The following is a 25,212-nucleotide window of genomic DNA, read 5'->3' as shown; positions in this document are numbered from 1 at the left end:
ATAGTACGGAGCGCCCTGGAGATGCGTAAGCAACTCGTTACAGATGTAAGGGCGACGGTCCTAGCGCCCAAGGCATGTAGCAGCCGATGTTTTGGCAACGCCAGCGAGCGCCGCAAGACACGGGATTCAATTCTTCAGATAAATGCGCCCTCTACGGGTGATTTTTGGACGAAGTGGTCCCGGTGCCGGCGGGCTGTTTGGTAGTCGAGCGATCCCGCAGGCAAAGCCGAGGACCAGCGAGACACCAAACAGCCCGCCGGCACCGGGACCGCATCGCGGCACCAAAAAGCGCCCGTGCGCTCGATGGATTCGGATGCCCGACAGAGGCTCCTTATGGCTGCTTCCTTCCGGACCTGACCAGATTCGGAACATGTCGTCATCCGAACCCATCGAGCGCGCTTGGCGCTCGGTATATCTTACCCGCTCCTGCCCGATGGGGCAAGGTAGCTAATTTGGGACGGGGCCAAAAAGACTACTTTTGAGTTGCGGTGGAATAGTTCCTGCTTTACGGCCCAAGGCCAAAAACAGAAACTATTCCACCGCAACTTATTGAGACTTGCCTGGATAAACTTAAATACGGCCGAGGTCGTAGGCTCGAGCGGCTGCCTCGCCGGCACAGATGAGGTTGGTTGTGGCTTCCTGGGGGTCGAGCGCTTGGTCAAGGGGCATGGGTCTGCGGCAGACCGGCAGAACCAAGTCGATACCCTGTCCATACACCGCATCCAGGTTGTCGGCACGACCGCCCACGACGGCGACCACCGGCTTGCTATATCGCTTCGCACGACGGGCCACGCCCACCGGCGCCTTACCGGCGGCGGATTGCTCGTCCATATTGCCCTCGCCCGTTATGACCAGATCGGCATCGCGAACGCACTCGTCAAACCCAATCAAATCGAGCACCGTCTCCACGCCCGAGCGCAGCTCCGCACCGAGCGCCAGCAGCGCGGCACCCAAGCCACCCGCCGCGCCCGCGCCGGGCACGCCGAGCACCGAGCCAAATGCCCGTGCGCCCTCGGGCGCGCGCAGAAGCTTCTGGGCTCGCATCTCGAAAATCGCCGCATCGAGCAGACGACCGTAGCCGACCATCCAGCCGTCGTACCCGCGCAGCGCCTCGACGTCACCCGTCGGCAGGCCTTTCTGCCCGCCAAACACCGTCAGGGCGCCTCGGCGCCCCACGAGCGGATTCTCAACATCGGAAAGCACCACGATACGCACGCCATTCAGCGCCCGAAGCGCTGGCGCCAAATCGATACTCACCACGTGTTCGAGACCCGCAAGACCGGGGGCGATATTGCAGCCACACTCATCGACAAGATTCGCGCCCAGCGCCTGCAGCATGCCGGCGCCACCGTCGTTGGTGGCACTGCCGCCCAAACCAATATAGATAGTCTTTGCCCCGGCACGGACCGCACGGAGCATGAGCTCGCCCACGCCATAGGTTGTGGCCGCCAACGCCGCCGATTCCGTGCAGGGCGAATACCCGATGCCCGCCGCCTCGGCCATCTCAACTACAGCCGACTCGTGCTCGCCGTCCACCAGCATCCGGGCAGACACGCGATTGCCCAAGGGCCCTGCAACCTCGCAGGTCAAAAGCTCGCCGCCGCGCGCGGCGACGGCATCGAGCGTTCCCTCGCCACCATCTGCCAGCGGCAAAGCGCTCAGCTCGGCATCGGGCCACACCTGGCACACGCCTTCGGCAACGGCCGCCTCTGCCTGCGCGCTCGAAACGCTGCCCTTAAAGGAATCGATCGCCAACAGCACACGGCGGGGCCGGCGGCACGCGACACCAAAATCGAACGCCTCAACGGCAATATCTTCGGCACACGCGAGTGCCTTGGCATGAGCGGCATGCGCCTCAAGATCGGCCCCACAACTGCAGACAGCACCATCGGTGTCACGCAGCCCACTAAAATAGCCGCTCAACACCTCACGACACTCGTCTGCCAGCACGCCGGCGGTCACATTAAACCGATGGTTCAGGCGCGAATCGGCATTGAGGTCATACAGCGAGCCCACCGCGCCCGCCTTGGCATCGGCCGCACCATACACGCAACGCCCCACGCGCGCGTTAACCATAAGCCCCGCGCACATGCAGCAGGGTTCGAGCGTCACGTAGACCGTACAATCGGAAAGGCGCCAACGCCCAAGCGTCTGAGCGGCGGCGCACAGGGCCAAAAACTCGGCATGTGCCGAAGGGTCCTGGTCGAGCTCACGGCGATTATGCGCCCTCGCGACAATCTCGCCCGCACGCACCACCACAGCACCAATCGGCACCTCGCCCACTGTCGCAGCGGCGCGCGCCTCCGCCAGCGCCTCGCGCATGAACTTCTCGTCGATTTCGGTGATCGTCATCGTTCGCCTTCCCTGTTGCAAATTCAAAACGATGCTATCATTACGACTCACGGAGAGATGGCAGAGCGGTTGAATGCGGCGGTCTTGAAAACCGTTGAGCGCGAGAGCGTTCCGGGGGTTCGAATCCCCCTCTCTCCGCCACCTTAGTGATTCACCGGCGTCATGGTGCGCTCAAACAGCGCATCGACCACGTCGGCCATCTCGGGTCGACGCTCAAGATCGTGGCCCGATTCCCACCAATTTGTGAACACTCGAATAATGCCACCGGCGATAAATTCCGATGTCGTCTCGAGCGAAACGGGCGCCAGGGCGTCTTCGGCAAGCGAGCTCATCACGCGCTCACGGATGGAATGCGCGATGCGGTCGCAAATCATGCCGGTCAGCATGCCCGACATGCTGCTCGCCAAAAGGTTATCCATGAGCTGCTCATGCGCCAGAACCATATTCATGGCATCGTCAAAGACCTCATGGCGAAGCGCCTGTACATCCACAAGCGGCTCCGCGTCCGCTGCGTCGGTCTGGTTTTGCGGCAAGCCCGTCATAAGCTCATCGATATAGAAGGCAAAATAATCGTTTTTATCGCGAAAATGCTTATAGAACGTCGTGCGGCGAATCAGGGCCCGGTCGCAAAGCATGGCAACCGTCAAATCCTCAAACCGATACTCTTCCAAAAGCTCGGTAAAGGCGTCGAACAGGGCACGATAGGTTTTCTTGATGCGAAGGTCCATCCGTATCGCCATCCTCAAGGCGTAGACAGCATTCCGTAATTTGTCGCATATCTTACACCTGTACCAACCGTTCGATATTGGCGCCCCCTCCCTGGTTGAAACAAAACGCTTACCGGAAAGTTCGGCACCGCCAAAGGTTGCGGGTATACTAGATACGTTATACCAACAACGGCCGGCGCAAAACGCCGCTGCCATTCGAAACGGAGACATCATGCTTCCCCCCGTCATCATCGGTATCGTTGTTGTCGTTGTGATCGTCTGCGCCATCGCTGGCATCTACAACAACATGGTTACCAAGCGCAATCGCATCGATAACGCCTGGCAGAACATCGACACGCAGCTGCAGCGCCGCAACGACCTGATCCCCAACCTGGTCGAGACCGTCAAGGGCTACGCCAAGCACGAGCAGGACACGCTCGCCGCCGTGATCAACGCGCGCAACACCGCCGTAAGCGCCACCACCCCCGAGGCCAAAATGGAAGCCGACAACGTGCTGACCGGTGCACTGCGCCAGCTCTTTGCCGTGGCCGAGGCCTACCCCGACCTTAAGGCGAACACCAACTTTATGCAGCTCCAGGCTACGCTCGAGGACACCGAGAACAAGGTGAGCTACGCGCGCCAGAGCTACAACGACTGCGTGCTCAGCTACAACAACGCCATCCAGACGTTCCCGGCCGTTATCTTTGCCGGCATCTTCCAGTTTAAGGAGCGCCAGGGCTTCGAGGCCGCCGAAGCTGCCCGCCAGGCACCGACCGTCAAGTTCTAACAAGTTGGCAACGCATCCTGAATCGGCTATATACATAAACCGCATAAACCGTCCCGTCGAATGCATACTTCGGCGGGACGGTTGCTTTTTGCCCACAGGTACCCCAGAGGGCGGCGTGCAAATTTTGGAGTTTTCAGCATCCCGGAGCCCAAAGAAACAGGAACGGGCCCACAAAACCGCGTTGAAAACCCTGATTCTGAGCCCTCAGCACCTCAGGGATCACTCATTTTCTACAGGATGCGGCTCACGACGCCTGACTTTCGCCCAAAATCCCGTATGCATGCACACCCGGCTGCTGAAAACTCCCAAAAATGTACGCCCCGTCCCACCCCAGGCGAGCGGCAACCGGAAAACCGCGCACGCACCTCTTCCTGGTGCGCGGTTTTCCTACAGAACTGCGCGGGGTCACTAGGGCCAAGCTCCTTATGGAGCCCACACCCAGGCGCACTCCGCAGGACGAAAGAACCTCCGCCGCACGAAGTGCGCAGCGGAGGTTCTTTCATGCCCGAGGACGCGCCGAAAAGGAAGGTCGCCCTCGGGCCGAACATACAAGACAGCTTACGCGACGGTGTAAACCCAGTTGTGCTTATCCTCAACAGCACCAGACTGAATACCAGTCAGGGTCTCGCGAAGTTTCTTCATAACAGGGCCGATCTCGGTGCAGCCAGCCGGGAAGGTCACGGTCTCGTCGGCACCATAAACCTTGTTGTCAATCTCGCCGACCGGGGAGATAACAGCAGCGGTGCCGCACAGACCGCACTCGACAAAGGTGCCGGCCTTGACCTCGGCCCACTCGACGGGACGCTGATCAACGGTCATGCCCAGGTCCTGAGCGACCTGAACGAGCGAGCGACGGGTGATGGAGGGCAGGATCGAGTCGGTGTGCGACTGCGGAACGACGAGGGTGCCGTCCTCTTTCACGAACAGGACGTTGGCGCCACCGGTCTCCTCGACATAGGTGCGAGACTCGGAGTCAAGATACAGGTTCTCGGCATAGCCCTCGCGATGGGCCTCCATCGTGGGCTTAAGGGACATGGCGTAGTTCAGGCCGGCCTTGATGTTGCCGGTGCCATGCGGGGCTGCACGGTCATACTCGGAAACGCGCAGCTTAACGGGCTTAAGGCCGCCCTTAAAGTACGGACCGACCGGGGTCACGAGAATGCGGAACGTGTACTCAGGAGCAGGAGCCACGCCAATCACGTCACCAGAGCCAATCATAAACGGACGCACGTACAGGGTCGCACCGGAGCCGAAAGGCGGAACCCAGGCAGCATTGGCAGAAACGACCTGCTTGACGGCCTCAACGAACTTGTCCTTGGGGAACGGGGGCATCTCGAGGCGCTGGGCAGAGTTATACATGCGCTCAGCGTTCATGTCGGGACGGAAGCAGACGATGCTGCCATCCGCGGCGGTGTAGGCCTTCAGGCCCTCGAAGACCTCCTGGCAGTAATGGAAGATGCCGCCGCACTCGGAGACATGCATGGTGTGGTCGGTGGTCAGGCCGCCCTCGTCCCACTCGCCATCCTTCCAATGAGCCTCGTAGCTGTAATCGGTCTTCATGTAGCCAAAGCCGAGGCTACCCCAATCGATATCCTTCTTCTCGACAGTCATATGTCGCTCCTTACATACACAGTTGCATACTCGCGAACCCGCACGCAAGGACCGAGGCCGACCGTGTCGCAACGTCGCACGCCCGGAGCGTAGAGCCGGACGGGACACGCGGGCAACATCGAAGCCGATGGCACGTCGATTCGCATGGACGAGATTGTACTCCCCGCGCGCGTCAGATAAAACGTTTTTCTTTAACTAAGTAAAGTATTTTCATTTGACCGAAACTAAAGAGGCCCGCCACCGTAAACGGTGACGGGCCTCAACGACGCGATTTGTGCGCCAGCTCGAACTAGGCGTTCTGTTTGCCCAGCTTAGCCTTAACCAGGCCGACTACAGTCGGGATGATCGACACGGCAACGATGCCAATGATCAGCAACTCAAAGTGCTCCTGCACAAAGGGGATGCCGCCAAAGAAGTAGCCCAGCAGTGTAAAGACCGTCGACCAGGTAATGCCGCCCAGCACGTTGTAGATGACAAAGTTGCGCCAGTGCATGCCGCCCATGCCGGCAATGAAGGGCACAAAGGTGCGGATAAACGGGAAGAAGCGGCCGAGGAAGATGGCCAGGTGACCCCACTTGTCCAAGAAGTCCTCGGACTTTTTGATACGCTCGGGCGTCATGGCCTTGACCTTGCCCGAAGCGATGATCTTTTTGCCAAAGAAGTGACCGATCATAAAGTTGCACTGGTCTCCCAGGATGGCAGCGGCCCATGCTACGGCCAGCAGGGCCACGATGTTAAAGCCACCGTTATGGGCAAAGAAGCCCGAAGCAAACAGCAGTGAATCGCCGGGAAGGAACGGGAAGAACACCACGCCTGTCTCAACGAAGATAATGAGGAACACGCAGCCGTAGGCCATAAGCGGGCCGGCGGCGATCCAGCTGGCAATCGCGGTGCGCGGGTCTTTGAGTAGCTCGGCGATAAAATTGATGAAACCCATGAAGTAAAACCTCTCAGTTGTGGGCGCGGATACGTCCAAGTTGACCAGTATACGGTTGCGGTGCCCCCTCGTGCACAACCCCACAAAAGCATGACTCCATTACCAGCAAGTTTGCATAACTGACACCTGTCATGCAAAGCCGCCAAGATTATTCTTCCTAATCCCTAGCGAATCGCTATACTTTATTGAATCGCATTGCCATGGCGCTAAGGGAGGGCGGCCGGTGAGCTTTATCAATACCATTCGCGAGGACATCAAGACCGTCCAGACGCAGGACCCCGCCGCGCAAAACGGTCTGGTCATCTTCCTTTCCTATCCTGGCCTGCACGCCAAGTGGAACCACGTGCCCGAGCACTGGCTGTGGGAGCACGGTCATCGCTCGCTCGCCCGTGTGCTCTCGCAAATCACCCGCCACATCACCGGGGTCGAGATTCATCCCGCTGCACAGATCGGCAAGCATTTCTTTATCGACCACGCCATGGGCGTCGTCATCGGCGAAACCACCATCGTGGGCGACAACTGCGTGCTCTACCAGGGCGTCACGCTCGGCGGTACCGGCAACGAGACCGGCAAGCGCCACCCCACCCTGGGCAACAACGTCACCGTGGGCACGGGCGCCAAGGTGCTCGGCAACATTCGCATCGGCAACAACGTCAAAATCGGCGGCAACTCGGTTGTCGTCAAGGACGTGCCCGACAACTGCACCGTCGTGGGCGTGCCGGGACGCATCATCAAGCGCAACGGCTGCCGCGTGTTCGAGGAGAGCTTCGATGCCAAGCAGCACCGCGAGTACATGCCTGACGATGCCGCCGAGCAGTCCGCCCTCAACCGTCAGGGCATCACCGAGAACGCCCGCCGCGTCAAAGAACTCGAGCAAGAGGTAGCCGAGCTCAAAGCCCTCGTTGCCAAACTTGTGGACGAACGCTAGACGTGGACGGCCAATGACAACATTCACGCCAGCGCAAAGGCGCGCCAGGGAATCTATCCCCGGCGCGCTTTATTTCCGATACGACAAGGGGGCCGTCCCCATGTCGCATTATGCGAACTGGCTCAGATAGAGGTCGGCGTAGGCGCCCTCGGCAGCCAGCAACTCCTTATGCGTGCCCTGCTCGATAATGTTGCCGTGATCCATGACCAAGATCAGGTCGGCGTCCACGATCGTCGACAGGCGATGCGCGATCACAAAACTCGTGCGCCCGCGCATAAGCGCATCCATAGCACGGCCGATGGCGAGCTCGGTACGCGTATCCACGCTCGACGTCGCCTCGTCCAGGATGAGAATCGCCGGGTTGTTGAGCAGCACGCGTGCGATGGTCAGCAGTTGACGCTGCCCTTGGCTAATGCTCTCGGCATCGTTGGCCACCCGCGTGTCATAACCCTGCGGCATGGTGCGCACAAAGAAGTCGACCTGCGCGGCGCGCGCAGCCGCCACGATCTCGTCGCGCGTCGCCTCGGGACAGCCGTAGGCGATGTTTTCGGCAATCGTGCCATCGAATAGCCAGGCGTCCTGCAGCACCATGCCAAACTGCTGGCGCAGCTCGCCGCGGTCCATACAGCTCGTGTCCACGCCGTCGAGCGTAATGCGGCCGCCATCGATCTCGTAAAAACGCATGAGCAGGTTGATGAGCGTGGTCTTGCCCGCGCCCGTGGTTCCCACCACGGCGATCTTCTGGCCCGGCTCGGCGGTAAACGACACGTCACGCATAAGCGGCTTGTCGGGCGAATAACCAAAACGCACGTGCTCAAAGGAGACGCGGCCCTCAATGCGACCCGGCAGCCTGGCAGCCTCACCCGGCAGCGGATCGGCTTCCATCTCGGGCTCATCGAGCAGGTCGAACACGCGCTCCGCGCTCGCCAGCGCGCTCTGCAGCGAGTTGAAAGTGAACGACAGCTGCGTCATGGGTTCGGATGCCCCGTAGATAAACTGGAAGAACGCCTGGAACACGCCGACGGTCATGTGGCCGGCGACCAGCATGCTGCAGCCCACCAGCGCGATCACGATCTGCGCCAAACGGCCGATAAAGCGAACCGCAGGGCCGACGGCATTGATCATAAAGTCGGCCTTGGTACTCACGCGCGCTAGCTCCCTCGAGGCCTCGTGCACCTCGGCAGAGCTCTGATGCTCGCGGTTGAATGCGCGAATCACCAAACGGCCTGAATAGCCTTCCTCGACCGCGCTCGTGATTTTGGACACCCACTCCTGACGCTCGCCTGTCACATCATGCGTTCGGCGCGAAACCACCTTGGTCACCAGCAGCGATACCGCCGTAAAGCCCAAAAAGACCAACGTGAGCTTGACGCTATAGACAAACATCATGATGATGGCACCCGTCACAGTACCGATCGATACCAGCAGCTGCAGCAATCCGCGCTGCATACTCTCGGACATCTTGTCCAAGTCATTGGTCGCACGGCTGACCACTTCACCGGGGCGATGCGCGTCAAAGTAGGCGAGCGGCAGGCGGCTGAGCTTCTGCGCGATGCGGTTGCGCAGACGCAGGTTGAGTCGCTCGGCGACGCTCGACATCAAAAAACTCTGCAGCGCATAGAACGATCCGGCGGCCGTCCAGATCAAAAAGTAGACAAAGATGGTCTTACCGCACTGGTCCCAGGTGATGCTGAAGGTCGTTCCGCTGGCAAACGCCACCTGTATATGGCCCCACAGCTCGTCGATAACATGAGCGCTATATGCCGGCGCGGCGGTGTTAAAGATGACGTAGAACACAATGCTCGCGAATACAATATAGAAGCGCCAATGGTCGCCGGCGGCCTCGCTCCACAAGCGGCGCACCGTCGCCCAGGTATCCCGGGGTGTCTCGTCCTCTTCTTCGTCGTCCACGTCGCGCATACGCTCTGCCTCGGCACGGGCGCGCTCGTCCTCGGCACGCTCGTTTTCCTCGTACAGCGCCTGGCGACGAGCCTCGCGCTCGGCCGCGGCCCTGGCGGCGGCATCCTGCTCGGTCGACGCGGCAGCCGTTTCCTCGACCAGCCCCGCGGCAGCGTCGTCATCAACGCCGCCTTGCTTCTTGAGCTCCTCGGTCATGCTACTCACCTCCCTTCATCTGCGATTCCGCGATGGCGCGGTACACCTCGCAGGTTTCCATAAGTTCCTCGTGCGCGCCCAGGCCCACGACCTCGCCATCCTTGAGCACGACAATCTGGTCGGCACGCAAAATCGTCGAGATGCGCTGCGCGATGATGAGCACCGCGGCGTCGCGCGTCTCGTCCTGCAGCGCATGGCGCAAGGCCGCATCGGTTTTAAAGTCCAGGGCCGAAAAACTGTCATCGAAGATATACAGATCGGCATGCTTCATGAGCGCACGGGCAATTGCCAGGCGCTGGCGCTGGCCGCCCGAGAAGTTCGTACCGCCCTGGGCAACCGGAGTATCGAGCCCCTGCGGCTGATCGAGCACAAAGGTGCTCTGGGCAACCTGCAGCGCATGAAGCATGTCCGCCTCGGTCGCGTCCTCGTTGCCAAAGCGCAGATTGCTTGCCACGGTGCCCGAGAACAGCCACGCCTTCTGCGGCACATAGGCGATGCGCCCGCGAATCTCATCTTGCGAAAGCTCGCGCAGATCGATGCCGTCCAGGCGAATGGCGCCCTTGGTGGCATCGTGGAAGCGCAGCAGAAGCTTTGCCACCGTCGACTTGCCCGAGCCCGTCGAGCCCACAATCGCGGTCGTCTGACCGCGACGACAGGCAAAGCTCAGGTCGCACAGGGTGTCCTCGTCGGCATCGTCAAAGCGAAACGACATGTGGTCGAACACGGCAACAGCATCCGCATCGTCCTCGGACGAAGGCGTCCCGTCACCCAGCGTACGCTCGCCGTCCACGATGCTCGGCTCAATCTCCAACACCTGCTGCGCACGGTTCAGGCACGCGGCAGCACGCGGAAGCGTCAGCACCACCATCTGGGCCATCATCACAAAGAACAGGATCAGAATTGCATACTCCAGCACCGCCGAGATACTCGCAATCTGCATGGCATGGGCGCCCACCCGGTTACCGCCCACCCACAGCACCGCTACCTCGGCGATGTTGATCAAAAAGAAGCTGGAGCTGTCGAGACCCACAAACAGGTGGTTGACCTTTATGGCGTTGGCGGCGTAGTCGCTAAACACCTCGTCCAGGCGCCGCTCCTCGTGATGCTCTTTATTAAAAGCACGAATAACGCGCACGCCCACAATATTCTCGCGCAGCACCACGTTCATGCGGTCGATAAAGCCCTGTAGGCGCATAAAAATCGGTGCCGCATTGGCAACCGTAAAGACCGCCGCAACCAGCACGATCGCAACCACGACGCCCAGAAGCACGCCCATGGCCGGATCGATAAACCAGGCGAAGATGATGCCTGCCACAGCCAAGAACGGCACGGGCAGCACCAGCTGAATCGTCTGAAGGACAGCCTGTTGAATCACGTTGATGTCGTTGAGTGAGCGCGTGATCATCGATCCGGTGCCAAAGCGCTCAAAATCGCTGGCGGACAGCTCGAGTGATTTGTCGTAGACGGCATTGCGGATGTCGCAGGCCACGTTAGCCGCCAGACGCGCCGAAAGATAGCAGCCCAGCACCGTGCCGCCGCTAGCCATGCTCGTCGCGATAAACATGTATAGGCCGTTGCATAAGATGTAGTCGACATCGCCCGTGGTAATACCGGTGTTGACCATGTTCGCCAGCATCGTGGGAACCAACAGCGTACCGACGTTATCCACCAGCAGCGCCAGCAGCGTCACTGCGACAAGCCCTCGATAGGGCTTCAAAAACCTCATTAATAGTCGCACGACTCATCCTCACCTTGATTCTCGGCAGCGATATGCTGCTTAAAGACATCGCACTCATCGCCGAGCGCATGGGAAAATTTTTCGATTAGGCGCATGATTTCGCGCTGTTCCCAGGGCTCGAGCACTTCGAAAGCCTGTTGCTCGGCTTCTTGCGCCGGCAGCGCATATTGCTCGGCAAACCGCATGCCCGCTTCGGTCAAACGCACAACCTTGTTCTTACGGCTGCCTTCGGCAAACTCCAACGTTGCGAAGCCCCGCGCCGTCAAGGTTTTAATTGCCGAGTTGATGGTCTGCTTGCTGTAGAACCATTCGCTTGTCAGACGGCTTACGGCAATACTGCCGCCTGCCGTGCTGGTATCGACGAGCATCCAGTAAGCGCAGTCCGAAAGGCCGCAGGCGCGCGAGAACTCCGAATAGATATGGTCGAGTCCATTGAGCAACCGGTCGAAGTCGACCGGCGTAACCGCACTATTCATCTATCCCACCATTCGATTGTCCGATATTTGACCAATTTCGTGTCTCTAGATTAGTCCGAGTTTTGACTATCGTCAACAGGCTCTCCTCAATTGCCTACACTTTTATGGTCTATCGGCAGAAAAAAACCGCCGGCGCGGGGGCGGCGCCAGCGGTCACGTGAAAATCGGGTTTCATTGCCTGTTAAGCGGCGACGGCCTCGTAGACCGTAGCGCCCGAGAAGCTATCGTGCAGGCTTTTGCCGCAGATCCAAGGCAGCTCGACGACCTCGCAGAGCGTGTTGACCAGCTCGGAGCAGTCAGTAAAGTGGCCCTTATCGTTGAGGGCCTCGCAATCCTGAACACGCCAATAGCCATCGGTGTGCGTGATGTAGTACTCGTGATCGTCAATCGTCACAAAAGCGCGTGTCTTGGAACGCAGCAGCTTCAGAAATCCTTCGAAATCGGTCTCGACGACATCTCCAGCCTGGAACATGATAGTTACCTCCTGGCCCGGCGCCACCACGGCGCGTTGATAAACGTTGGTGCTCCTTTAGTAAAACCTTTATCAGAGGTTATGCGTTCGTCATTTAGGCAAGTGGTAAAAACCGCAGGGCAGACGGGATAAAACGTTTAACCATCCCATTGGTTTGTCACATTTTGAAGGTACTTTTATGCAAACCTACTTTCCCAATTGGAATCCATCCTTTTGCCGGGCAATTGACCGTTTATCGTTGAACCCGACGGGTATGAACGGGGCATCTACAACGCCACCGCAAGGAGACACCGTGGAGACTATCGAAGCGCTCATTCACCGCCGCAGCTGCCGCAAATACAGCGATCGTCCCGTCGAGGCCGAAAAGCTTGCGCGTATTATCGAAGCCGGCCAATATGCACCGAGCGGCATGGGCCGCCAGCCGGTGACGTTTGTCGCCGTCACCGACCCCGCGACCATCGAGCGTCTCTCACAGCTCAACGCCAAGGTCATGGGCAGCAATAGCGACCCCTTCTATGGCGCCAAGACCGTTGTGGTGGTGCTGGTTGACCGCAGCGTGCCCACATATCTGGAAGACGGCTCGCTCGCCATGGGCAACTTGCTCAACGCCGCCTATGCACTGGGTGTCGATTCGTGCTGGATTCATCGCGCGCATGAGGTCTTTGACTCGCCCGAGGGCCTGGAGCTGCTGGCCAGCTGGGGCCTGCCCGCCGACGGCAGCCTGCGCGGTGTCGGTAACTGCATTCTGGGCTATGCCGAGGACACGCTACCCGAGGCAAAGCCGCGCCGCGACAACGTGGTGTACGTTAGGTAATTTGTTCTGCCGTTCTACCGAACACCGGAACAAATTAGTCGACCGGGTGGTAGAAGGTATCGACGACCGTCTGCTTTACGTTGTCTTGGTCTAAGTAGAACTCGGCAAAGGTGTCGCCCTGCTGCATGGTTCCCTGCAGCGTCACAACATCAAACGAGGTCAGGCCGTGCTCGAGCATCGTGGTCGCCAGATAGCTAAACTCATCGAGGCCCAGATTGGTCCACGTATAGTCGCCCATCGTCTGGTACAAGTCGATCAGCACAGCCGGATTACTCTTGGCGCTGTTGAGCACCTTGGCCGCAAACGCCTGCACATAGCTCACCTGACGCGCCGTACGATCGAGCGACGAGGTCAGCTCCGTGGTATCGCGCCACTGCACATACTTTTCGGCCGAGATTCCAAACAGCGTCGTCTCCTGCCCCTCAACCACTGCCGTGCCCGGCACGGTCTGTGTCGGCACGAGCGTCACGCCGCCAATAGAATCATTGATAGGCGCCACGCCCTCAATGTTGAGCGTGTAGTAATAGTCGACCGGAATATTGTCGAGCACACGCGAAGCGGCAGCAGCCGTCAGCTGCGAGGAATTATCACCGTCGGTACCGTAGGCAAACTGCAGGCAGAGCTGCTCGGTCACCTGACCCGAAAACGAACCACCCGCATACGTATCGACGGCGACCATGCTGTCGCGCGGAATAACGATGCCGCGGGCCTCGCCTGTATCGGTATTAAGGGCTACAACCATAACGGTATCCGACTGACCTTCTTTGGTGCCATCATCAGACGCGCGATTATCGAAGCCGATAAACGCCACCGTAGCCATATGCTTGTTGAGTGCATACTTCTTGCCGTTATAGGTAATGGTGTCACCTTTGGCCTTAATGACCTTTTCGGCCTTTTCCTCGATCTTCTTTTTGCCTTGGTTCACGCTGTGGTTCACAAAGCCCCAGCCGGCAGCAGCAATCGCGCCGATCACGAGCAACACAATCACGAGTGTGCGGATGCGGCGGCGACGTTTGATGCGCTTAATCGACTCCTGGGAACGGCGACGGCGCTGCGGTGGCGCCTCATCGAGCGAAGGCCATTCGGTCCCATCAGCAGGCTGCGGCGCATCATCCGCAACCTGCGCCGAAGTCTCGGCCTGGCCCACGGTTTTGCTCGACGCCCCATTTTGTGTGTCAGATGCCAAATCGACATCGGCACCCTGCTGCGTGCTGGCAGGCTCCGCCACATCGGAAACCAGTTGCTGGGAAGTGTTCTCCTGGCTATTTTCGTCGGGATCCACCGCATCGATAAAGTGCTTGCCACGGGGGTTCATGACTATTTTGTCTCCTGGTCGTTTGTTAACACACCGCTCACAATATAGCGCGAGTTGCCCTGCGAGCTATCGAGCATGCAGGTGCTCAGTTGCACAACCTTGCTATCCGCATCAAGCGCAATACCTTCCCGTACGTTTTTAAGGAGCGCGTCGGGATTGCAGACGGTATTGAAATACTCCTGGCGCACAGCGGGATCGGCAAAGTTAAATGAGTTGAGGATGTGGCGATCGTCGTACTGGTAGGCCGAAACGATCTGGTACTTCAGGATATGACCGGGCGTGTAGATGAAGAACTCGGTGTTCTCGTTAAAGAAGTCCGTATCCTCAAAATTATGCAAGTTATGGAACACGCCGCCGTTCACGTGGCCGTAGATCACCGTCACGGGATCGCTAAAGTCACGCGCATTGGCCATCTGGCTAAAGGCGGTGCCATACGGGTCGTACTTGCCGTCCTTGTCGTGATCCAAATAGAACAGGTCGTCGGTCGCACTCTGCAGTAGAGGTGTGTTGATGTCGGCGCCCGGAATATAGAGCCAGGCGTAAATGTCAGCGTTTTCTTTGATAAGCGAGGAAAAGTCGATGGGATTGTCTGCCAGCTCCCTGTCCTTCGATTCGACCTTGGTGGCAGGCTTGCCCGTTGCACTCATCTCCTGCGCGCGCTGCTGCTCCAGATGGTTCATATAGAGCACGTAGCCGCCGCAGCCGACTGCGATCAGTAACAACACCACGAAAACGCCCTTGAGTATCGTGGCGCGACGCTTTTTGTCCGAGTCGTCCATATGCTGAACGTCCATATACTTGCCCTGTGGCTGCTGTGCCATGGTGTTCCCTTACCCTGTAAATCGGCTAAAAAAAGGACCCGCACAAGTACGGGTCCTCAAATCTTACGGTTGAAACCGTATGTGTGCTAGTTGTTCTTGCGAAGAGCAACAAAAGCGCAGGCAGCACCAGCGGCGGCAACAGCAGCCACGGCGGCAACGGCGGTGGTGTTCACACCGGTGGCCGGGGACTTAGCACCCTTGTCGGCAGTCACAGTCGTGCTAGCGGCAGCAGAGGCGCCACTCGTGGGCTGAGCAACCAGAGAGATGATGCAGAGCTGGTCCATCGTGAAGGAAACGTTGCCGTTGGCGTCGGCGGTAAGCTCCTTCACATCGGGGTAACCAGAATCATGCTGGATGTAGACGGTCACCTTGGCGCCTGCATACTGAGAACCAAGAGCAAAGGTGAAGTTGTACGGGCCGCTCGTGTTATAGTGGGTGACCACAAAAGAAGCAACCACATTGGAACCAGAGGGGACGTTGTTGGCGGCAGTACCGGTACCGACAACATTAAGCCATGCATCGCTGCTGGTGACAACGCCGGTAGCATTTGCGGTCACGCCATTGGACGTGACAGGCTGGCTGCTAACCTTCTCGGGGCTGTTGGCGGCGAAAGCAGCCACGGGCAGAGCCAGGGCAAGAGCGAGCACGCTCAGCGCTGCCATGAATCTCTTCTTCATGTTGGGTACTCCTCAACTTGCAGCTTACGAATTTTCAAGTTTATAGTAGTATAGCCTTTTTCTGCAAATTGTAACTAAAGAGCTCTACATGAAACGATTTTGCAGATTTTTGTTCGCCTATAGCTCAAAATGGCACCTAACCGTGACTATCTTATGTTCCGTCAGGTCTATGCCGTTTGATTTGGAGCTGAATTCGCCCCGCCATCACTCGCCTGTGCCGCTCCCTCTGCTTTTTGTTCGCCTTCATCCTTTTGAGCATCGGCAATGGTGGCAGCGGCTGCGACCATGCCGCGCTGGGGCGCGACGCCCGTCTGGGTCTGAACGCCCTCGACAACTTCTGTGCCTGCATGCGCGAGCTCGGGCGACTTAAACATTGCATCCAGATTGGCCCCGCCGCCGGCGTAACCGAGCGCCGCGAGCGCGATGACAATCACCGCGACAACGACCGCGATCGGAACATAGCGATGCCAGCCTGCGGGATTGAGGCCGCTACGGCGAGCAGCGCCACGGCTAATGTAGCCGAGCGTTCCATCGTGCTTGAGCTTTGACCCCACCACACGTTTACGGCCCCACAGCGATGATTCGGCCTGCATGGCCAAGCGAGCGCTTGCCGAAGGATAACCATATTTAGTGCGTTTGAACGAGCCGTCGAACCCCGAGGCGCTTTTGCCCCACGTCCGTGAAGTCGTGCGACGGTTGACCGGCGCCGCGGGCTTTCGAACCCGATTTGTTTTTGAAGTCTCCGCCATACTCCCCGCACGCCGTAACACAGTCGAAACAATACTGCTTTGGACTGTATCACACGCGCCGCGCTCGGTCACGGGCGCCTCGCTTAACGGTCGTCGTCCTTCAGCAGGCGCCACAGGGTCGTACGGCTTATGCCTAGTACTTCGGCAGCTCGGGTCCTGTTGCCGTGAAGGTGGCCTACGACCAGCCGTGCGATATCGCGTTCGGTATCGGCCAGTGGGCGCAAGATATACAGATCGCTATCGAGCGTCGGGGCACCAAAGGTCGCGGTCTTGATAACGTCCTCCTGAGCGAGCACCTCCTCCGCCACCGCCCGCTCGGCCGTACCCATCCTCACTAATATATAAAGTCGTTCCGAAACCTCACGAAGCTGTAGATAGTTACGGGGCCATCGATAGGCATCGAGTGTCTTTGCCGCCCCGGACGACAAGGCGGGTGTTGCCGTCTCAAACATATCTGCCAGATACTCCAGATAGCGCGCTACCTTTTCCGACGCGCTGCCCTGCTCGGCAATCGCCGGCGCCACACTCACTGCACAGGCCAGACGCTCGGTTACAAAAGCAGCCTGATCGCTTTCGCCGCCGCCTGGCATGTCGTTTGCCGTCAACACCACATGGCAACGAGTTGCGAGCGCCGTGTCGATCATTGCGGACACGAGCTCGCGCAGGCGTTGGGGGCCAACAGCATGCCAGCCGCCCATGCAAAGTGTCAGCCCCGTTTGGAATAGCGGCGATTCGGAACTTTTGAGCAGATGGCGCCAACCGCGATCCGTAAGCTCATCGAGCGCAACGGACACAAAGGGCTGGTCGGCATAGGGTCCATCCAGGTACAGGCGTTTTGCAATCTGATCCTGTCCCGCGCCCAGCTCTCCCTCGAGCATAAGGGGCACTCCGCGCGCATAGCTCTCCCGTACGGGGGCAGCGACCGCTGCTGCGTCTTCGACGATGCCGTACGCGCTCGATTCGTAGCGGGCCTCAACTTCGTCGGCGTTGAGCCACTCGATGCCCGCATGCGCCGCGGCGGCGCGCACCTCGCGGACCACGATGACCCAAAGCCCCCCGCCCGCTTTGTCGGTGGGGCGAACGGTCAGGCTCAGGCGCGTACCCGCACGCCCCATAACCAGACGCGCGCCGTCTCCTATGCGGTCGAGGCGCTCAGCGACAAAAGCCGCCACATCCCGCTCAAGCGCCGCGTCATTCATGGTCGAGATCGCGACGTCCCCACGCGCATCGATTGCCAATGCCGAGGCCCCGGCAGCAGCTAGGGCATCGGTCAAGATGTTCAGCTTGGCATCGCTATCCATGATTTGCCCCTGTCTGCGGCGACGTGCAACCGCCAACGGTCGCACGACCGAGTGTTTCAAAATTGAACGATATTGCTCACCAAACACTATAGGGCAGAAAGCGCCGTCCTGCGAGTATAGGTGTTGCCCCGCATCGCCATCCTGGCGGGGCGATAAGAGCTCTTCGGGATCTATTAACCTGCGGACAAGCCATACCCGCAAGAGCTCCTATCGCTCCACCGCGAGGATGCGGCCACCAGCAACCAGCACGTAAATGGGCTACTTCTCTACCAGATTCCCAGCACGTGCTGCATTCCCAAACCCATGCACGCAATGCCAATCCAGCAGCAAAAGCCCAATGCGATGGGCTTGCCGCCTTTTTTGACCAGCTCGACGATATCGGTATTAAAGCCAATAGCCGCCATGGCCATCACGATAAAGAACTTCGACAGCTCCTTGATGGGCGCCGTAACGGACGCGGGAAGCTGAAACACTGTGGTGACCACACTCGCCAGCACAAAGAACAACACAAACATGGGAAACGCGCGCTTAAGGGAGAACGTGCTTTTGGCGTCGCCGCCGGCCTTGCGCGCCAGATGCATCTGCCAGCATGCGAGGACCAACGTGATGGGAATAATAGCCAGCGTCCTGGTGAGCTTGACTACCGTAGCGCTCTCGAGCACATTGGCGCCGGGATGCATACTGTCCCAGGCGCTCGCCGCAGCCGTTACAGACGAGGTGTCGTTGATAGCGGTACCGGCAAACAGGCCAAAACCCTCGTTGGTCAGCCCAAGCATGCCTCCAAGCGTTGGAAACACGAGCGCCGCGATAACGTTAAACAGGAAGATGACAGAAATAGCCTGGGCAATCTCGCGATCGTCGGCATCAATGACGGGCGCGGTCGCGGCGATGGCGGAACCGCCGCAAATCGACGAACCCACACCCACAAGCGTCGCGATCTTGCCCGGCACGTTCATAACGCGGCAGAGCACAAAGGCGATGATGAGCGAGGTCAAGATCGTAGCCACGATAATCGGCAACGACTGGGCGCCTTTGGACAGAATCTGCGAGAGGTTCATGCCAAAGCCAAGCAGGATAACCGCGTACTGCAAGACTTTTTTAGACGTATAGGTGACGCCGGCGGCGAGCTGTTCGCGACGATTCTTGGGAAAGACGAGCGCCAAAACCATGCCAAAGAGGATGGCAAATACCGGCCCACCGACCACCTCAATCTGTTTGCCGAGCAACGACGCAGGGATGGCGATGATCAGGCAGAACAAGACACCCTTCCAGCGCTCGCGTACGATATTTACCAGTTGCATATGGGATTCCTTCTTTCTATTTCACGCTTGCGACGGCCTATGATACGGCAACATCGAGCACAGCCATGCGCAAAAACAGACTAAGATGCCGCAATAGTTCTCGGGCAACAACCGAATTACCCAGCGCGGAGAGCTGATTCGCGGCATAATTAACAACTGACATATGAGTGTGATAGAACAGTTGCGAGGCACTATGGAAGAATCGATGCACGTCGGCGAGCAGGAAACGAGCCTACAGGACCAGTCCTACCACACCATTCGACGCAAAATAGTCTACCTGGACTACAAGCCGGGCGAAAAGTTGGGCGTCAAGCAGCTTTGTGACGACCTAGATATGGGGCGCACCCCTGTGCGCGAGGCACTGGTGCGTCTGGCGCAAGAGGGCCTAGTGCGCACCGTGCCCCAAAGCGGCACCTATGTCTCGCCCATCAACCTCACCTTTGCCGAGAGTGCCTGCTACATTCGCGAACACCTGGAAAAGCAGGTGATTGTGGAGTGCTGCGCCCGTGCCACCTCGGTAGGCATCGAGCAGCTCGACCGAGCCATCGCGCTGCAGGAAAAAGCCATGGCCGAAGAGGACCGCATCGGCTTCTTCTTAAGCGACAACCTCATGCACCGCATGATCTTTAGCATCGCGTGCCGCAGCACCGTGTGGTCGTGGCTCGAGGCGACCAATGCCGACCTGGAGCGCTTCCGCTGGCTGCGCGCCGCTACGCAGGCGCTCGACAATCAGGAGATTGTTAACGAGCACAAGCAAATCCGCCGCGCCATCGCCGGTCGCGATCCTATCGAGGCAAGCTTTTTGGTCAGCAAGCACCTGCATATGATGTTCCGCAACCAGACCGAGGTCCTGGACCAATATCCCGAGTACTTCGAGACCAGCAAGCTCCGCTAACCTGCCAAAAAGGGACAGGTTTATTTTGGCAGGTTTTACCTGGGCAAATGCAACAAGGCCCAGCTCCGCTGCAACGAAGCCGGGCCTTAGTTGTTAGGATGTAGGAACTCGATTACTCTACTGTGACACTCTTGGCCAGGTTGCGGGGCTGGTCAACGTCGCAACCGCGCAGGATGGCAACCTCGCGGGCGAGCAGCTGCAGCGGAACGCTCGCCGTAATGGGGCTGAATACGTCACGGACGGCCGGCACGCGAATGATGCAGTCGGCGATCTTGTTGATTTCCTCGTCGCCCTCGGTAGCAACGACGATGACCTTGGCGCCGCGCGCCTTGCACTCCATGAGGTTCGACACCGTCTTGTCGTATGTTGCGCTCTTGGTTGCAACCGCGATAACGGGGAAACCCGGGTCGATCAGCGCGATAGGGCCGTGCTTCATCTCGCCGGCAGCATATGCCTCGGCATGCAGGTAGCTGACCTCCTTGAGCTTGAGCGCGCCCTCGTAGGAAATGGCGGCGCCCATGCCGCGACCCACGAACAGTGCAGACTGCGCGTCCTTGCAGACAAGCGCGGCCTTGTGCACGGCCTCGGTCTGCGTATCCAGGATCCACTGGATCTGCTCGGCCGTATCGGAAAGCTCGCGGAACAGCATACGCGCCTGCTTGGTGGTCAGACGGTACTTAACCTGCGCCAGCAGCAGGGCCAAAAGCGTAAGGCTCACGACCTGACCGATGAAGCTCTTGGTCGAGGCAACTGCAATCTCCTTGTTGGCCTTGGTGTAGATAACGCCGTCGCTCTCGCGCGCCACCGGGCTGCCCAGCACGTTGGTGATGCCAAAGACCTTGGCGCCCTTGATGCGCGCATCGCGAATGGCGGCAAGGGTGTCGGCCGTCTCGCCCGACTGGGACACGGCCACGACAAGCGTCGTCGGCGTGATGATGGGGTTGCGATAGCGGAACTCGCTTGCCGCCTCGACCTCGGTAGGAATACGAGCCCAACCCTCAATAAGGTTCTTAGCGATAAGTCCGGCATGGTAGCTGGTGCCGCAGGCAATCACATACACGCGGTCGATATCGTTGAGCTCCTCGAGCGAAAGGCCCAGCTCGTCGATATCGAGCTCACCGGCGGGGGTCATGCGGCCCACCAGGGTATCACGCACGACGCGAGGCTGCTCATGGATCTCCTTAAGCATAAAGTCGGGATAACCGCCCTTTTCGGCCATATCCAGGTCCCAGTCGATATGGGTAAGCTTGGGCTCAATCACGTTGCCGGCCTCGTCGGTATACTCGACGCCTGCGGGCGTAAGCTTGGCAAACTGACCGTCTTCGAGCACCACGACATCGCGGGTAGCATCGATAAGCGCGATCACGTCGGAGGCAACGTAGGAGCCGGTTTCGCCGACGCCGACCACAATTGGGGAGTCCTTGCGGGCCACGGCGATCACGCCGGGCTCATCGGCAGAAACGGCGGCCAAACCATAGGCGCCCACCACGTGGGTGCAGGCCTCGCGCACAGAAGCCATCAGGTCGTGTGTCTCGGCATAGGCCTCTTCGATCAAGTGCGCAAAGACCTCGGTGTCGGTCTCGCTCTTAAAGTGATGGCCGCGGCCCTCCAGCTCCTCACGCAGCTCGGCGAAGTTCTCGATGATGCCGTTGTGGACGATGGCGATGCGATCGTCGCAGCTGGTGTGGGGATGGGCGTTGACAACGGAGGGCTTGCCGTGGGTAGCCCAGCGGGTGTGGCCGATGCCGCAGGTGGCGTCGCTGTCGACATTGGTAAGTTCGCTCTCCAGGCCCGCGACCTTGCCCACGCGGCGAATGACGTCGAGGTGAGCCGCCGTGCCCTCGCCCACCTCGAGCGCGACGCCCGAGGAGTCATAGCCGCGATATTCCATACGCTTAAGGCCCGTGACAAGGATGTTCTTTGCAATATCAGAGCCGGTGTAGCCGACAATTCCGCACATAGGATAAATCCCTTCGCTCGCGTGACTGTAAAACGTCCACGCACAAGGGGCGCTGAGACGTATAACGTTTGAGTATTGTACTCACGCAAGCGCAAGCTGATATACCAGAAGTGGTATCTCAACTTAGATACCACCCGATACACACACGTTCAGCCGGTCCAAACCACCACAAAGGTGCCCGTCCCCTTCGTGGTGGTCGCGTTGGCAATAGCGTTTCCCCAGATAAAACCTGCCAAAATAAACCTGTCCCTAATTGGCAGGTTTTGACACCCTAGGGACGGGCGATGCTACAATCTGGCTTGTACTTGAAACGCATCAAAGGGGCCGCTATGGCAAAGGTAAAAATCAGCGACGTCGCGCGCGAGGCAGGGGTCTCGCTGGGCACGGTATCCAACGCGCTCAACCATCCCGAAAAGCTGCGCCCCGAGACCCTCAAACTCATCAACGAGACCATCAATCGCCTTGGCTACCTGCCCAACCAAAGCGCCCGCCAGCTCGCAGGAGGCACCACCAAGTCCTTTGGCCTGGTCCTCCCCCGTCTCGACCACGGCTTCTCGCTCCAAATTGCCAGCGGCGCCCATAACGAGGCCCGCAAGCACGGTTACGACCTGCTCATCGCCAACGCCGATAACGACGATATTCTCGAAGACCATTACCTGCGCTACTTTATGGGCACCCAGATGTCCGGCGTCATGGTTCAGCCCATGGCATCCCCCGACTGGCACCCCGCCATGGCCAAGATGCCCGTGCCGATTGTCCATCTGGACATCCACTGTTCCGAGCCCGGTTACTACGTGGCCGCCGACAACGAGGCGCAGGGGCGCATTATCGCCGAGCTCGCCATCGCCCGCGGCGCGCGCCATATCACCGTTGTGGGCAGAGCGGCATTTATGCAGCTCACCCTGCGCGTACTTGGCATTCACAAGGCCCTCGCCCTGTATCCCGATATCAAAATTGAGGTCATTGACGCCGGAGAATGGAATACCGCTGCCGACGGTTACGGCATCGGCGCCCAGATTGCCGAGCGCTCTGCTGACGAGCGTCCGGATTTTGTCATCGGCCTAACCGACGTATTAGCCTCGGGTGTTATCTCGGCGTTGATCGACAAAGGCATCTCCGTCCCCAAGCAAGTTCGCGTGGCCGGCTGCGACGGCAACCCGCTTGCATGGAGCGGGTCGGTCCCTCTCACCACAGTGGCACCGCCGGGTTACGAAATTGGCCGCAAGGGCGTGCAGCTGCTCGTGGAGCAAATCGAGAACAAGGCGCCGACAAAAACCAAACGCGTCCGTATCGGCTCCGCCGCACGCACCGTCACCGAGGTCACAGCCGCCGAGGACATCAACCGTCAGGAACTCGTGCGGCCGTTCCTGCTCGAGCGCGCCAGTACCCAGGCGAGCAGCCAAGCCGAAGCCACCGCCATCAACCTGGGCGCGTATCTATAGCACGTCGACCAGTATGCCAAAACGCAGCTTAAGCATAAGAGGCCCGGCCATTGCCGGACCCCTTATGCTTAAGCGTAAATGTGGGCAATTGCCCGTTTCAACGCCGCAGCTGTCTAGCGCACGGCCTTGACCGCCTCCGTAAGGTCGAACAGCGTATCGAGCACGGCCTCGCAGCCATCCACCACATTCTGCGGCAGCGGCACAATGTCGGGGACGGCAAAGACATGGCAGCCGGCCGTGATGCCAGAGACGCAGCCGTTGCGCGAATCCTCGACCACAGCGCATTCCTCGGGAGCAAAGCCCGCGCGCTCGCAGGCAAGCAGATACATCTCGGGGTCGGGCTTGCCGTGCACGACGTCCTCGCCGCAGGTCACCGTCTCAAACTTGTCAAAAAGGCCGACCATCTTAAGGTTGCGCTCGGCCGTAGCGAGGCGCGACGACGTCGCTAGACCCACGTGATAGCCCGCAGCCAGCAGCTCGTCGAGGCACTCGGCGGCACCGGCCTTAAGCTCCAAATCGGTCTTGACCATCTCGTCGCGAATCTCCTTGTGGCGAACATAGATCGCCTCGGTGGTTTCATGGCTGCCGTAATGCTTATCAAGGATGTCCATGACATCGGGCAGAGTGCGGCCGATAAACTGATGGATCAGCGCATCATCAATCGCGACCCCCAGCTCGGCAGCGCCCGCCTTCCATGCCTTGATGCCCAAACGCTCGGTATCGACCAGCGTTCCGTCCATGTCAAAAATTACAGTCTTGATCATATCGGTCCCCTCACCGGATTGCATTACGGCCACTCTAGCGCACTTTACAAACTTGTATATAACGTATATAGCATATTGCACTATCGTTACATAGCCAGAAGTCATATGACGAGCAGTCCGATAGGATTATAGTTTTCGACCGAGTACTCAATGGTAAGGATTGTTTTATGCTTTCAGACACTACCGCACCTGCAAAGGAGCTTCAGGACAAACTCGCGGCGCTCGAACAGCTGCTTTTGGCATACGGACGCGTCGCCATCGGCTTTTCCGGTGGCGTCGACAGCAGCTTTTTGGCCGCGGTCTGCGCCCGCATCATGCCTGCCAGCACGCTTCTCGTTCACCTCACCACGCCGCTCATCGGCACGCCCGAACAGACCTCGTTTGAGCGATCCGTTGACAGGCAAACCAATGAGGGACCGCATTTTAAGCTCCCCGTGCTCAATCTTTCGGTCGATCAGCTGCAGCTCCCCCAAGTAGCCTGCAACGACGCCAACCGTTGCTACCACTGCAAGCACGCCGGCTTTACCGCCATCGTCAACCACGCTAAGTCGCTCGGCTTTCCCACCGTCATCGATGGCAGCAATGCAAGCGATCGCGGTGACTACCGTCCCGGCATGCGCGCTGCCAAAGAGCTCGGCGTACGCTCCCCTCTTATGGAGGTCGGCTTTACCAAGGACGAAGAGCGCGAGCTGCTGCGCGCATGGGGCTATCCCGTTTGGAACCTGCCGGCGGGAGCCTGTCTTGCCACGCGCGTCCCCACAGGCGAGGAGCTTACGCATGAGAAGGTCGATTTAATCCGCGCCTGCGAGGGCTACCTGCACGATCTTGGTCTGTCGCAGGTTCGCGCGCGCTTGGTCGGCGGCTGCATGCGTATTGAAGCCGCTCACGCAGATGTCGCCAAGATTGCCGCTCTCGGCGGTGCTACCGTCAATGCCGAGGGCAAGACCCCGCTGCCCGCCGCCATCGAGTCCGCGCTGCGCGAGCTGGGCTGCGCCCACATCTCCCCCGAGGTCACCCCCTACATCCACGGCAACATGAACCTTTAGGTTA

At 59.2% G+C, this 25,212-nt stretch carries 22 protein-coding genes, 1 tRNA gene and 1 other RNA gene; 7 read left to right on the top strand and 17 right to left on the bottom strand.

The genetic code is table 11. The annotated features are described in order from the left end of the window. Window positions 1-297 precede the first annotated feature (297 nt). Together ffs and tadA are read right to left on the bottom strand one after the other, a co-directional pair. Window positions 298-393, bottom strand: an RNA gene (gene ffs / locus FYJ40_RS07270) — signal recognition particle sRNA small type. Window positions 394-570: 177 nt separating this feature from the next. Beyond that, window positions 571-2,352 (bottom strand): tRNA adenosine(34) deaminase TadA, encoded by a 1,782-nt coding sequence (gene tadA, locus FYJ40_RS07265; protein WP_154517843.1) that lies wholly within the window; start codon window positions 2,350-2,352, stop codon window positions 571-573. Between the two features lie 51 nt (window positions 2,353-2,403). On the opposite strand from tadA, the gene FYJ40_RS07260 reads away from it, so the two are divergent. Next, a tRNA-Ser gene (locus FYJ40_RS07260) sits at window positions 2,404-2,493 on the top strand. A 2-nt stretch (window positions 2,494-2,495) separates the two neighbouring features. Here the strand turns inward: FYJ40_RS07260 and FYJ40_RS07255 are convergent. After that, window positions 2,496-3,080: a TetR/AcrR family transcriptional regulator gene (locus FYJ40_RS07255; protein ID WP_195838605.1), complete on the bottom strand. Its 585-nt coding sequence runs from the start codon at window positions 3,078-3,080 to the stop codon at window positions 2,496-2,498. A gap of 211 nt (window positions 3,081-3,291) precedes the next feature. On the opposite strand from FYJ40_RS07255, the gene FYJ40_RS07250 reads away from it, so the two are divergent. Next, window positions 3,292-3,846, top strand: coding sequence for a LemA family protein (locus FYJ40_RS07250; protein WP_154517837.1), 555 nt, complete (start codon window positions 3,292-3,294; stop codon window positions 3,844-3,846). A 558-nt stretch (window positions 3,847-4,404) separates the two neighbouring features. Here FYJ40_RS07250 and FYJ40_RS07245 read toward each other — a convergent pair. After that, complete coding sequence (locus tag FYJ40_RS07245; RefSeq protein ID WP_154517834.1) at window positions 4,405-5,457, bottom strand: branched-chain amino acid aminotransferase; 1,053 nt, start codon at window positions 5,455-5,457, stop codon at window positions 4,405-4,407. A gap of 289 nt (window positions 5,458-5,746) precedes the next feature. After that, window positions 5,747-6,394 (bottom strand): VTT domain-containing protein, encoded by a 648-nt coding sequence (locus FYJ40_RS07240; protein WP_154517831.1) that lies wholly within the window; start codon window positions 6,392-6,394, stop codon window positions 5,747-5,749. A gap of 223 nt (window positions 6,395-6,617) precedes the next feature. Between FYJ40_RS07240 and cysE the strand changes: the two genes are divergently transcribed. Continuing rightward, window positions 6,618-7,322 carry a serine O-acetyltransferase gene (gene cysE, locus FYJ40_RS07235; RefSeq protein WP_370450655.1) on the top strand — a complete coding sequence of 235 codons (705 nt, stop codon included), beginning with the start codon at window positions 6,618-6,620 and terminating at the stop codon, window positions 7,320-7,322. Window positions 7,323-7,430: 108 nt separating this feature from the next. Here the strand turns inward: cysE and FYJ40_RS07230 are convergent, their stop codons facing one another. The 4 genes from FYJ40_RS07230 to FYJ40_RS07215 all read right to left on the bottom strand — a co-directional run bounded on the left by FYJ40_RS07230 (window position 7,431) and on the right by FYJ40_RS07215 (window position 12,123). Continuing rightward, complete coding sequence (locus tag FYJ40_RS07230) at window positions 7,431-9,437, bottom strand: ABC transporter ATP-binding protein (protein WP_154517828.1); 2,007 nt, start codon at window positions 9,435-9,437, stop codon at window positions 7,431-7,433. Window position 9,438: 1 nt separating this feature from the next. Then, the gene (locus tag FYJ40_RS07225) at window positions 9,439-11,163 is read right to left on the bottom strand and encodes an ABC transporter ATP-binding protein (protein WP_154517825.1); all 1,725 of its coding nucleotides are present in this window, start codon (window positions 11,161-11,163) and stop codon (window positions 9,439-9,441) included. Then, on the bottom strand, window positions 11,163-11,651 hold the full coding sequence (locus tag FYJ40_RS07220; RefSeq protein WP_154517822.1) for a MarR family winged helix-turn-helix transcriptional regulator: 489 nt from the start codon (window positions 11,649-11,651) through the stop codon (window positions 11,163-11,165). The genes FYJ40_RS07225 and FYJ40_RS07220 overlap by 1 nt, the downstream gene beginning before the upstream one ends. Window positions 11,652-11,832: 181 nt before the next feature. After that, window positions 11,833-12,123 carry a CDP-alcohol phosphatidyltransferase gene (locus tag FYJ40_RS07215; protein ID WP_154517819.1) on the bottom strand — a complete coding sequence of 97 codons (291 nt, stop codon included), beginning with the start codon at window positions 12,121-12,123 and terminating at the stop codon, window positions 11,833-11,835. Between the two features lie 292 nt (window positions 12,124-12,415). Between FYJ40_RS07215 and FYJ40_RS07210 the strand changes: the two genes are divergently transcribed. Further along, window positions 12,416-12,937: a nitroreductase family protein gene (locus FYJ40_RS07210; protein ID WP_370450653.1), complete on the top strand. Its 522-nt coding sequence runs from the start codon at window positions 12,416-12,418 to the stop codon at window positions 12,935-12,937. 34 nt (window positions 12,938-12,971) lie between these two features. Here FYJ40_RS07210 and FYJ40_RS07205 read toward each other — a convergent pair whose 3' ends face one another. The 6 genes from FYJ40_RS07205 to FYJ40_RS07180 all read right to left on the bottom strand — a co-directional run bounded on the left by FYJ40_RS07205 (window position 12,972) and on the right by FYJ40_RS07180 (window position 19,101). Continuing rightward, window positions 12,972-14,252: an LCP family protein gene (locus tag FYJ40_RS07205; protein WP_154517813.1), complete on the bottom strand. Its 1,281-nt coding sequence runs from the start codon at window positions 14,250-14,252 to the stop codon at window positions 12,972-12,974. Between the two features lie 2 nt (window positions 14,253-14,254). Continuing rightward, a complete protein-coding gene (locus FYJ40_RS07200) occupies window positions 14,255-15,073 on the bottom strand; it encodes a class B sortase (RefSeq protein ID WP_229770717.1) in 819 nt (272 codons plus the stop codon). Window positions 15,074-15,159: 86 nt separating this feature from the next. Beyond that, entirely contained in the window at window positions 15,160-15,750 is a 591-nt protein-coding gene (locus FYJ40_RS07195) for a hypothetical protein (RefSeq protein ID WP_154517810.1), read from the bottom strand. 167 nt (window positions 15,751-15,917) lie between these two features. Then, complete coding sequence (locus FYJ40_RS07190; RefSeq protein ID WP_154517807.1) at window positions 15,918-16,343, bottom strand: hypothetical protein; 426 nt, start codon at window positions 16,341-16,343, stop codon at window positions 15,918-15,920. Between the two features lie 239 nt (window positions 16,344-16,582). Further along, window positions 16,583-17,800 carry a helix-turn-helix domain-containing protein gene (locus FYJ40_RS07185; protein ID WP_154517804.1) on the bottom strand — a complete coding sequence of 406 codons (1,218 nt, stop codon included), beginning with the start codon at window positions 17,798-17,800 and terminating at the stop codon, window positions 16,583-16,585. Between the two features lie 266 nt (window positions 17,801-18,066). Beyond that, window positions 18,067-19,101, bottom strand: a complete 1,035-nt coding sequence (locus FYJ40_RS07180; protein WP_154517801.1) for a YeiH family protein — start codon at window positions 19,099-19,101, stop codon at window positions 18,067-18,069. Between the two features lie 193 nt (window positions 19,102-19,294). Here FYJ40_RS07180 and FYJ40_RS07175 point away from each other — a divergent pair, with 193 nt between their 5' ends. Next, window positions 19,295-19,996, top strand: a complete 702-nt coding sequence (locus tag FYJ40_RS07175; RefSeq protein WP_154517798.1) for a GntR family transcriptional regulator — start codon at window positions 19,295-19,297, stop codon at window positions 19,994-19,996. Window positions 19,997-20,108: 112 nt separating this feature from the next. Here the strand turns inward: FYJ40_RS07175 and glmS are convergent, their stop codons facing one another. After that, window positions 20,109-21,956, bottom strand: coding sequence for a glutamine--fructose-6-phosphate transaminase (isomerizing) (gene glmS, locus FYJ40_RS07170; RefSeq protein ID WP_154517795.1), 1,848 nt, complete (start codon window positions 21,954-21,956; stop codon window positions 20,109-20,111). 329 nt (window positions 21,957-22,285) lie between these two features. On the opposite strand from glmS, the gene FYJ40_RS07165 reads away from it, so the two are divergent. Continuing rightward, on the top strand, window positions 22,286-23,398 hold the full coding sequence (locus tag FYJ40_RS07165) for a LacI family DNA-binding transcriptional regulator (protein WP_229770716.1): 1,113 nt from the start codon (window positions 22,286-22,288) through the stop codon (window positions 23,396-23,398). A 113-nt stretch (window positions 23,399-23,511) separates the two neighbouring features. Here the strand turns inward: FYJ40_RS07165 and FYJ40_RS07160 are convergent, their stop codons facing one another. Next, complete coding sequence (locus FYJ40_RS07160; RefSeq protein WP_195838603.1) at window positions 23,512-24,162, bottom strand: HAD family phosphatase; 651 nt, start codon at window positions 24,160-24,162, stop codon at window positions 23,512-23,514. A gap of 167 nt (window positions 24,163-24,329) precedes the next feature. Here FYJ40_RS07160 and FYJ40_RS07155 point away from each other — a divergent pair, with 167 nt between their 5' ends. Then, the gene (locus FYJ40_RS07155; RefSeq protein ID WP_154517787.1) at window positions 24,330-25,208 is read left to right on the top strand and encodes an ATP-dependent sacrificial sulfur transferase LarE; all 879 of its coding nucleotides are present in this window, start codon (window positions 24,330-24,332) and stop codon (window positions 25,206-25,208) included. Window positions 25,209-25,212: the final 4 nt, after the last annotated feature.

Source organism: Collinsella sp. WCA1-178-WT-3 (M1), from assembly GCF_009696325.1.
Classification (GTDB): Bacteria; Actinomycetota; Coriobacteriia; order Coriobacteriales; family Coriobacteriaceae; genus Collinsella.
Note: the sequence above shows the minus strand (reverse complement) of the source record. Positions and strands in the feature narration are given on the sequence as shown.

Coding starts and splice junctions, on each gene's coding strand:
- FYJ40_RS07215 (WP_154517819.1), bottom strand. CDS start 12,123: ATGTTCCAGGCTGGAGATGTCGTCGAGACCGATTTCGAAGGATTTCTG.
- FYJ40_RS07240 (WP_154517831.1), bottom strand. CDS start 6,394: ATGGGTTTCATCAATTTTATCGCCGAGCTACTCAAAGACCCGCGCACC.
- FYJ40_RS07160 (WP_195838603.1), bottom strand. CDS start 24,162: ATGATCAAGACTGTAATTTTTGACATGGACGGAACGCTGGTCGATACC.
- FYJ40_RS07205 (WP_154517813.1), bottom strand. CDS start 14,252: ATGAACCCCCGTGGCAAGCACTTTATCGATGCGGTGGATCCCGACGAA.
- FYJ40_RS07180 (WP_154517801.1), bottom strand. CDS start 19,101: ATGCAACTGGTAAATATCGTACGCGAGCGCTGGAAGGGTGTCTTGTTC.
- FYJ40_RS07155 (WP_154517787.1), top strand. CDS start 24,330: ATGCTTTCAGACACTACCGCACCTGCAAAGGAGCTTCAGGACAAACTC.
- FYJ40_RS07255 (WP_195838605.1), bottom strand. CDS start 3,080: ATGGACCTTCGCATCAAGAAAACCTATCGTGCCCTGTTCGACGCCTTT.
- FYJ40_RS07165 (WP_229770716.1), top strand. CDS start 22,286: ATGGCAAAGGTAAAAATCAGCGACGTCGCGCGCGAGGCAGGGGTCTCG.
- FYJ40_RS07185 (WP_154517804.1), bottom strand. CDS start 17,800: ATGGATAGCGATGCCAAGCTGAACATCTTGACCGATGCCCTAGCTGCT.
- FYJ40_RS07250 (WP_154517837.1), top strand. CDS start 3,292: ATGCTTCCCCCCGTCATCATCGGTATCGTTGTTGTCGTTGTGATCGTC.
- glmS (WP_154517795.1), bottom strand. CDS start 21,956: ATGTGCGGAATTGTCGGCTACACCGGCTCTGATATTGCAAAGAACATC.
- FYJ40_RS07220 (WP_154517822.1), bottom strand. CDS start 11,651: ATGAATAGTGCGGTTACGCCGGTCGACTTCGACCGGTTGCTCAATGGA.
- FYJ40_RS07225 (WP_154517825.1), bottom strand. CDS start 11,163: ATGAGGTTTTTGAAGCCCTATCGAGGGCTTGTCGCAGTGACGCTGCTG.
- tadA (WP_154517843.1), bottom strand. CDS start 2,352: ATGACGATCACCGAAATCGACGAGAAGTTCATGCGCGAGGCGCTGGCG.
- FYJ40_RS07200 (WP_229770717.1), bottom strand. CDS start 15,073: ATGGCACAGCAGCCACAGGGCAAGTATATGGACGTTCAGCATATGGAC.
- FYJ40_RS07195 (WP_154517810.1), bottom strand. CDS start 15,750: ATGAAGAAGAGATTCATGGCAGCGCTGAGCGTGCTCGCTCTTGCCCTG.
- FYJ40_RS07230 (WP_154517828.1), bottom strand. CDS start 9,437: ATGACCGAGGAGCTCAAGAAGCAAGGCGGCGTTGATGACGACGCTGCC.
- FYJ40_RS07190 (WP_154517807.1), bottom strand. CDS start 16,343: ATGCAGGCCGAATCATCGCTGTGGGGCCGTAAACGTGTGGTGGGGTCA.
- FYJ40_RS07245 (WP_154517834.1), bottom strand. CDS start 5,457: ATGACTGTCGAGAAGAAGGATATCGATTGGGGTAGCCTCGGCTTTGGC.
- FYJ40_RS07175 (WP_154517798.1), top strand. CDS start 19,295: ATGGAAGAATCGATGCACGTCGGCGAGCAGGAAACGAGCCTACAGGAC.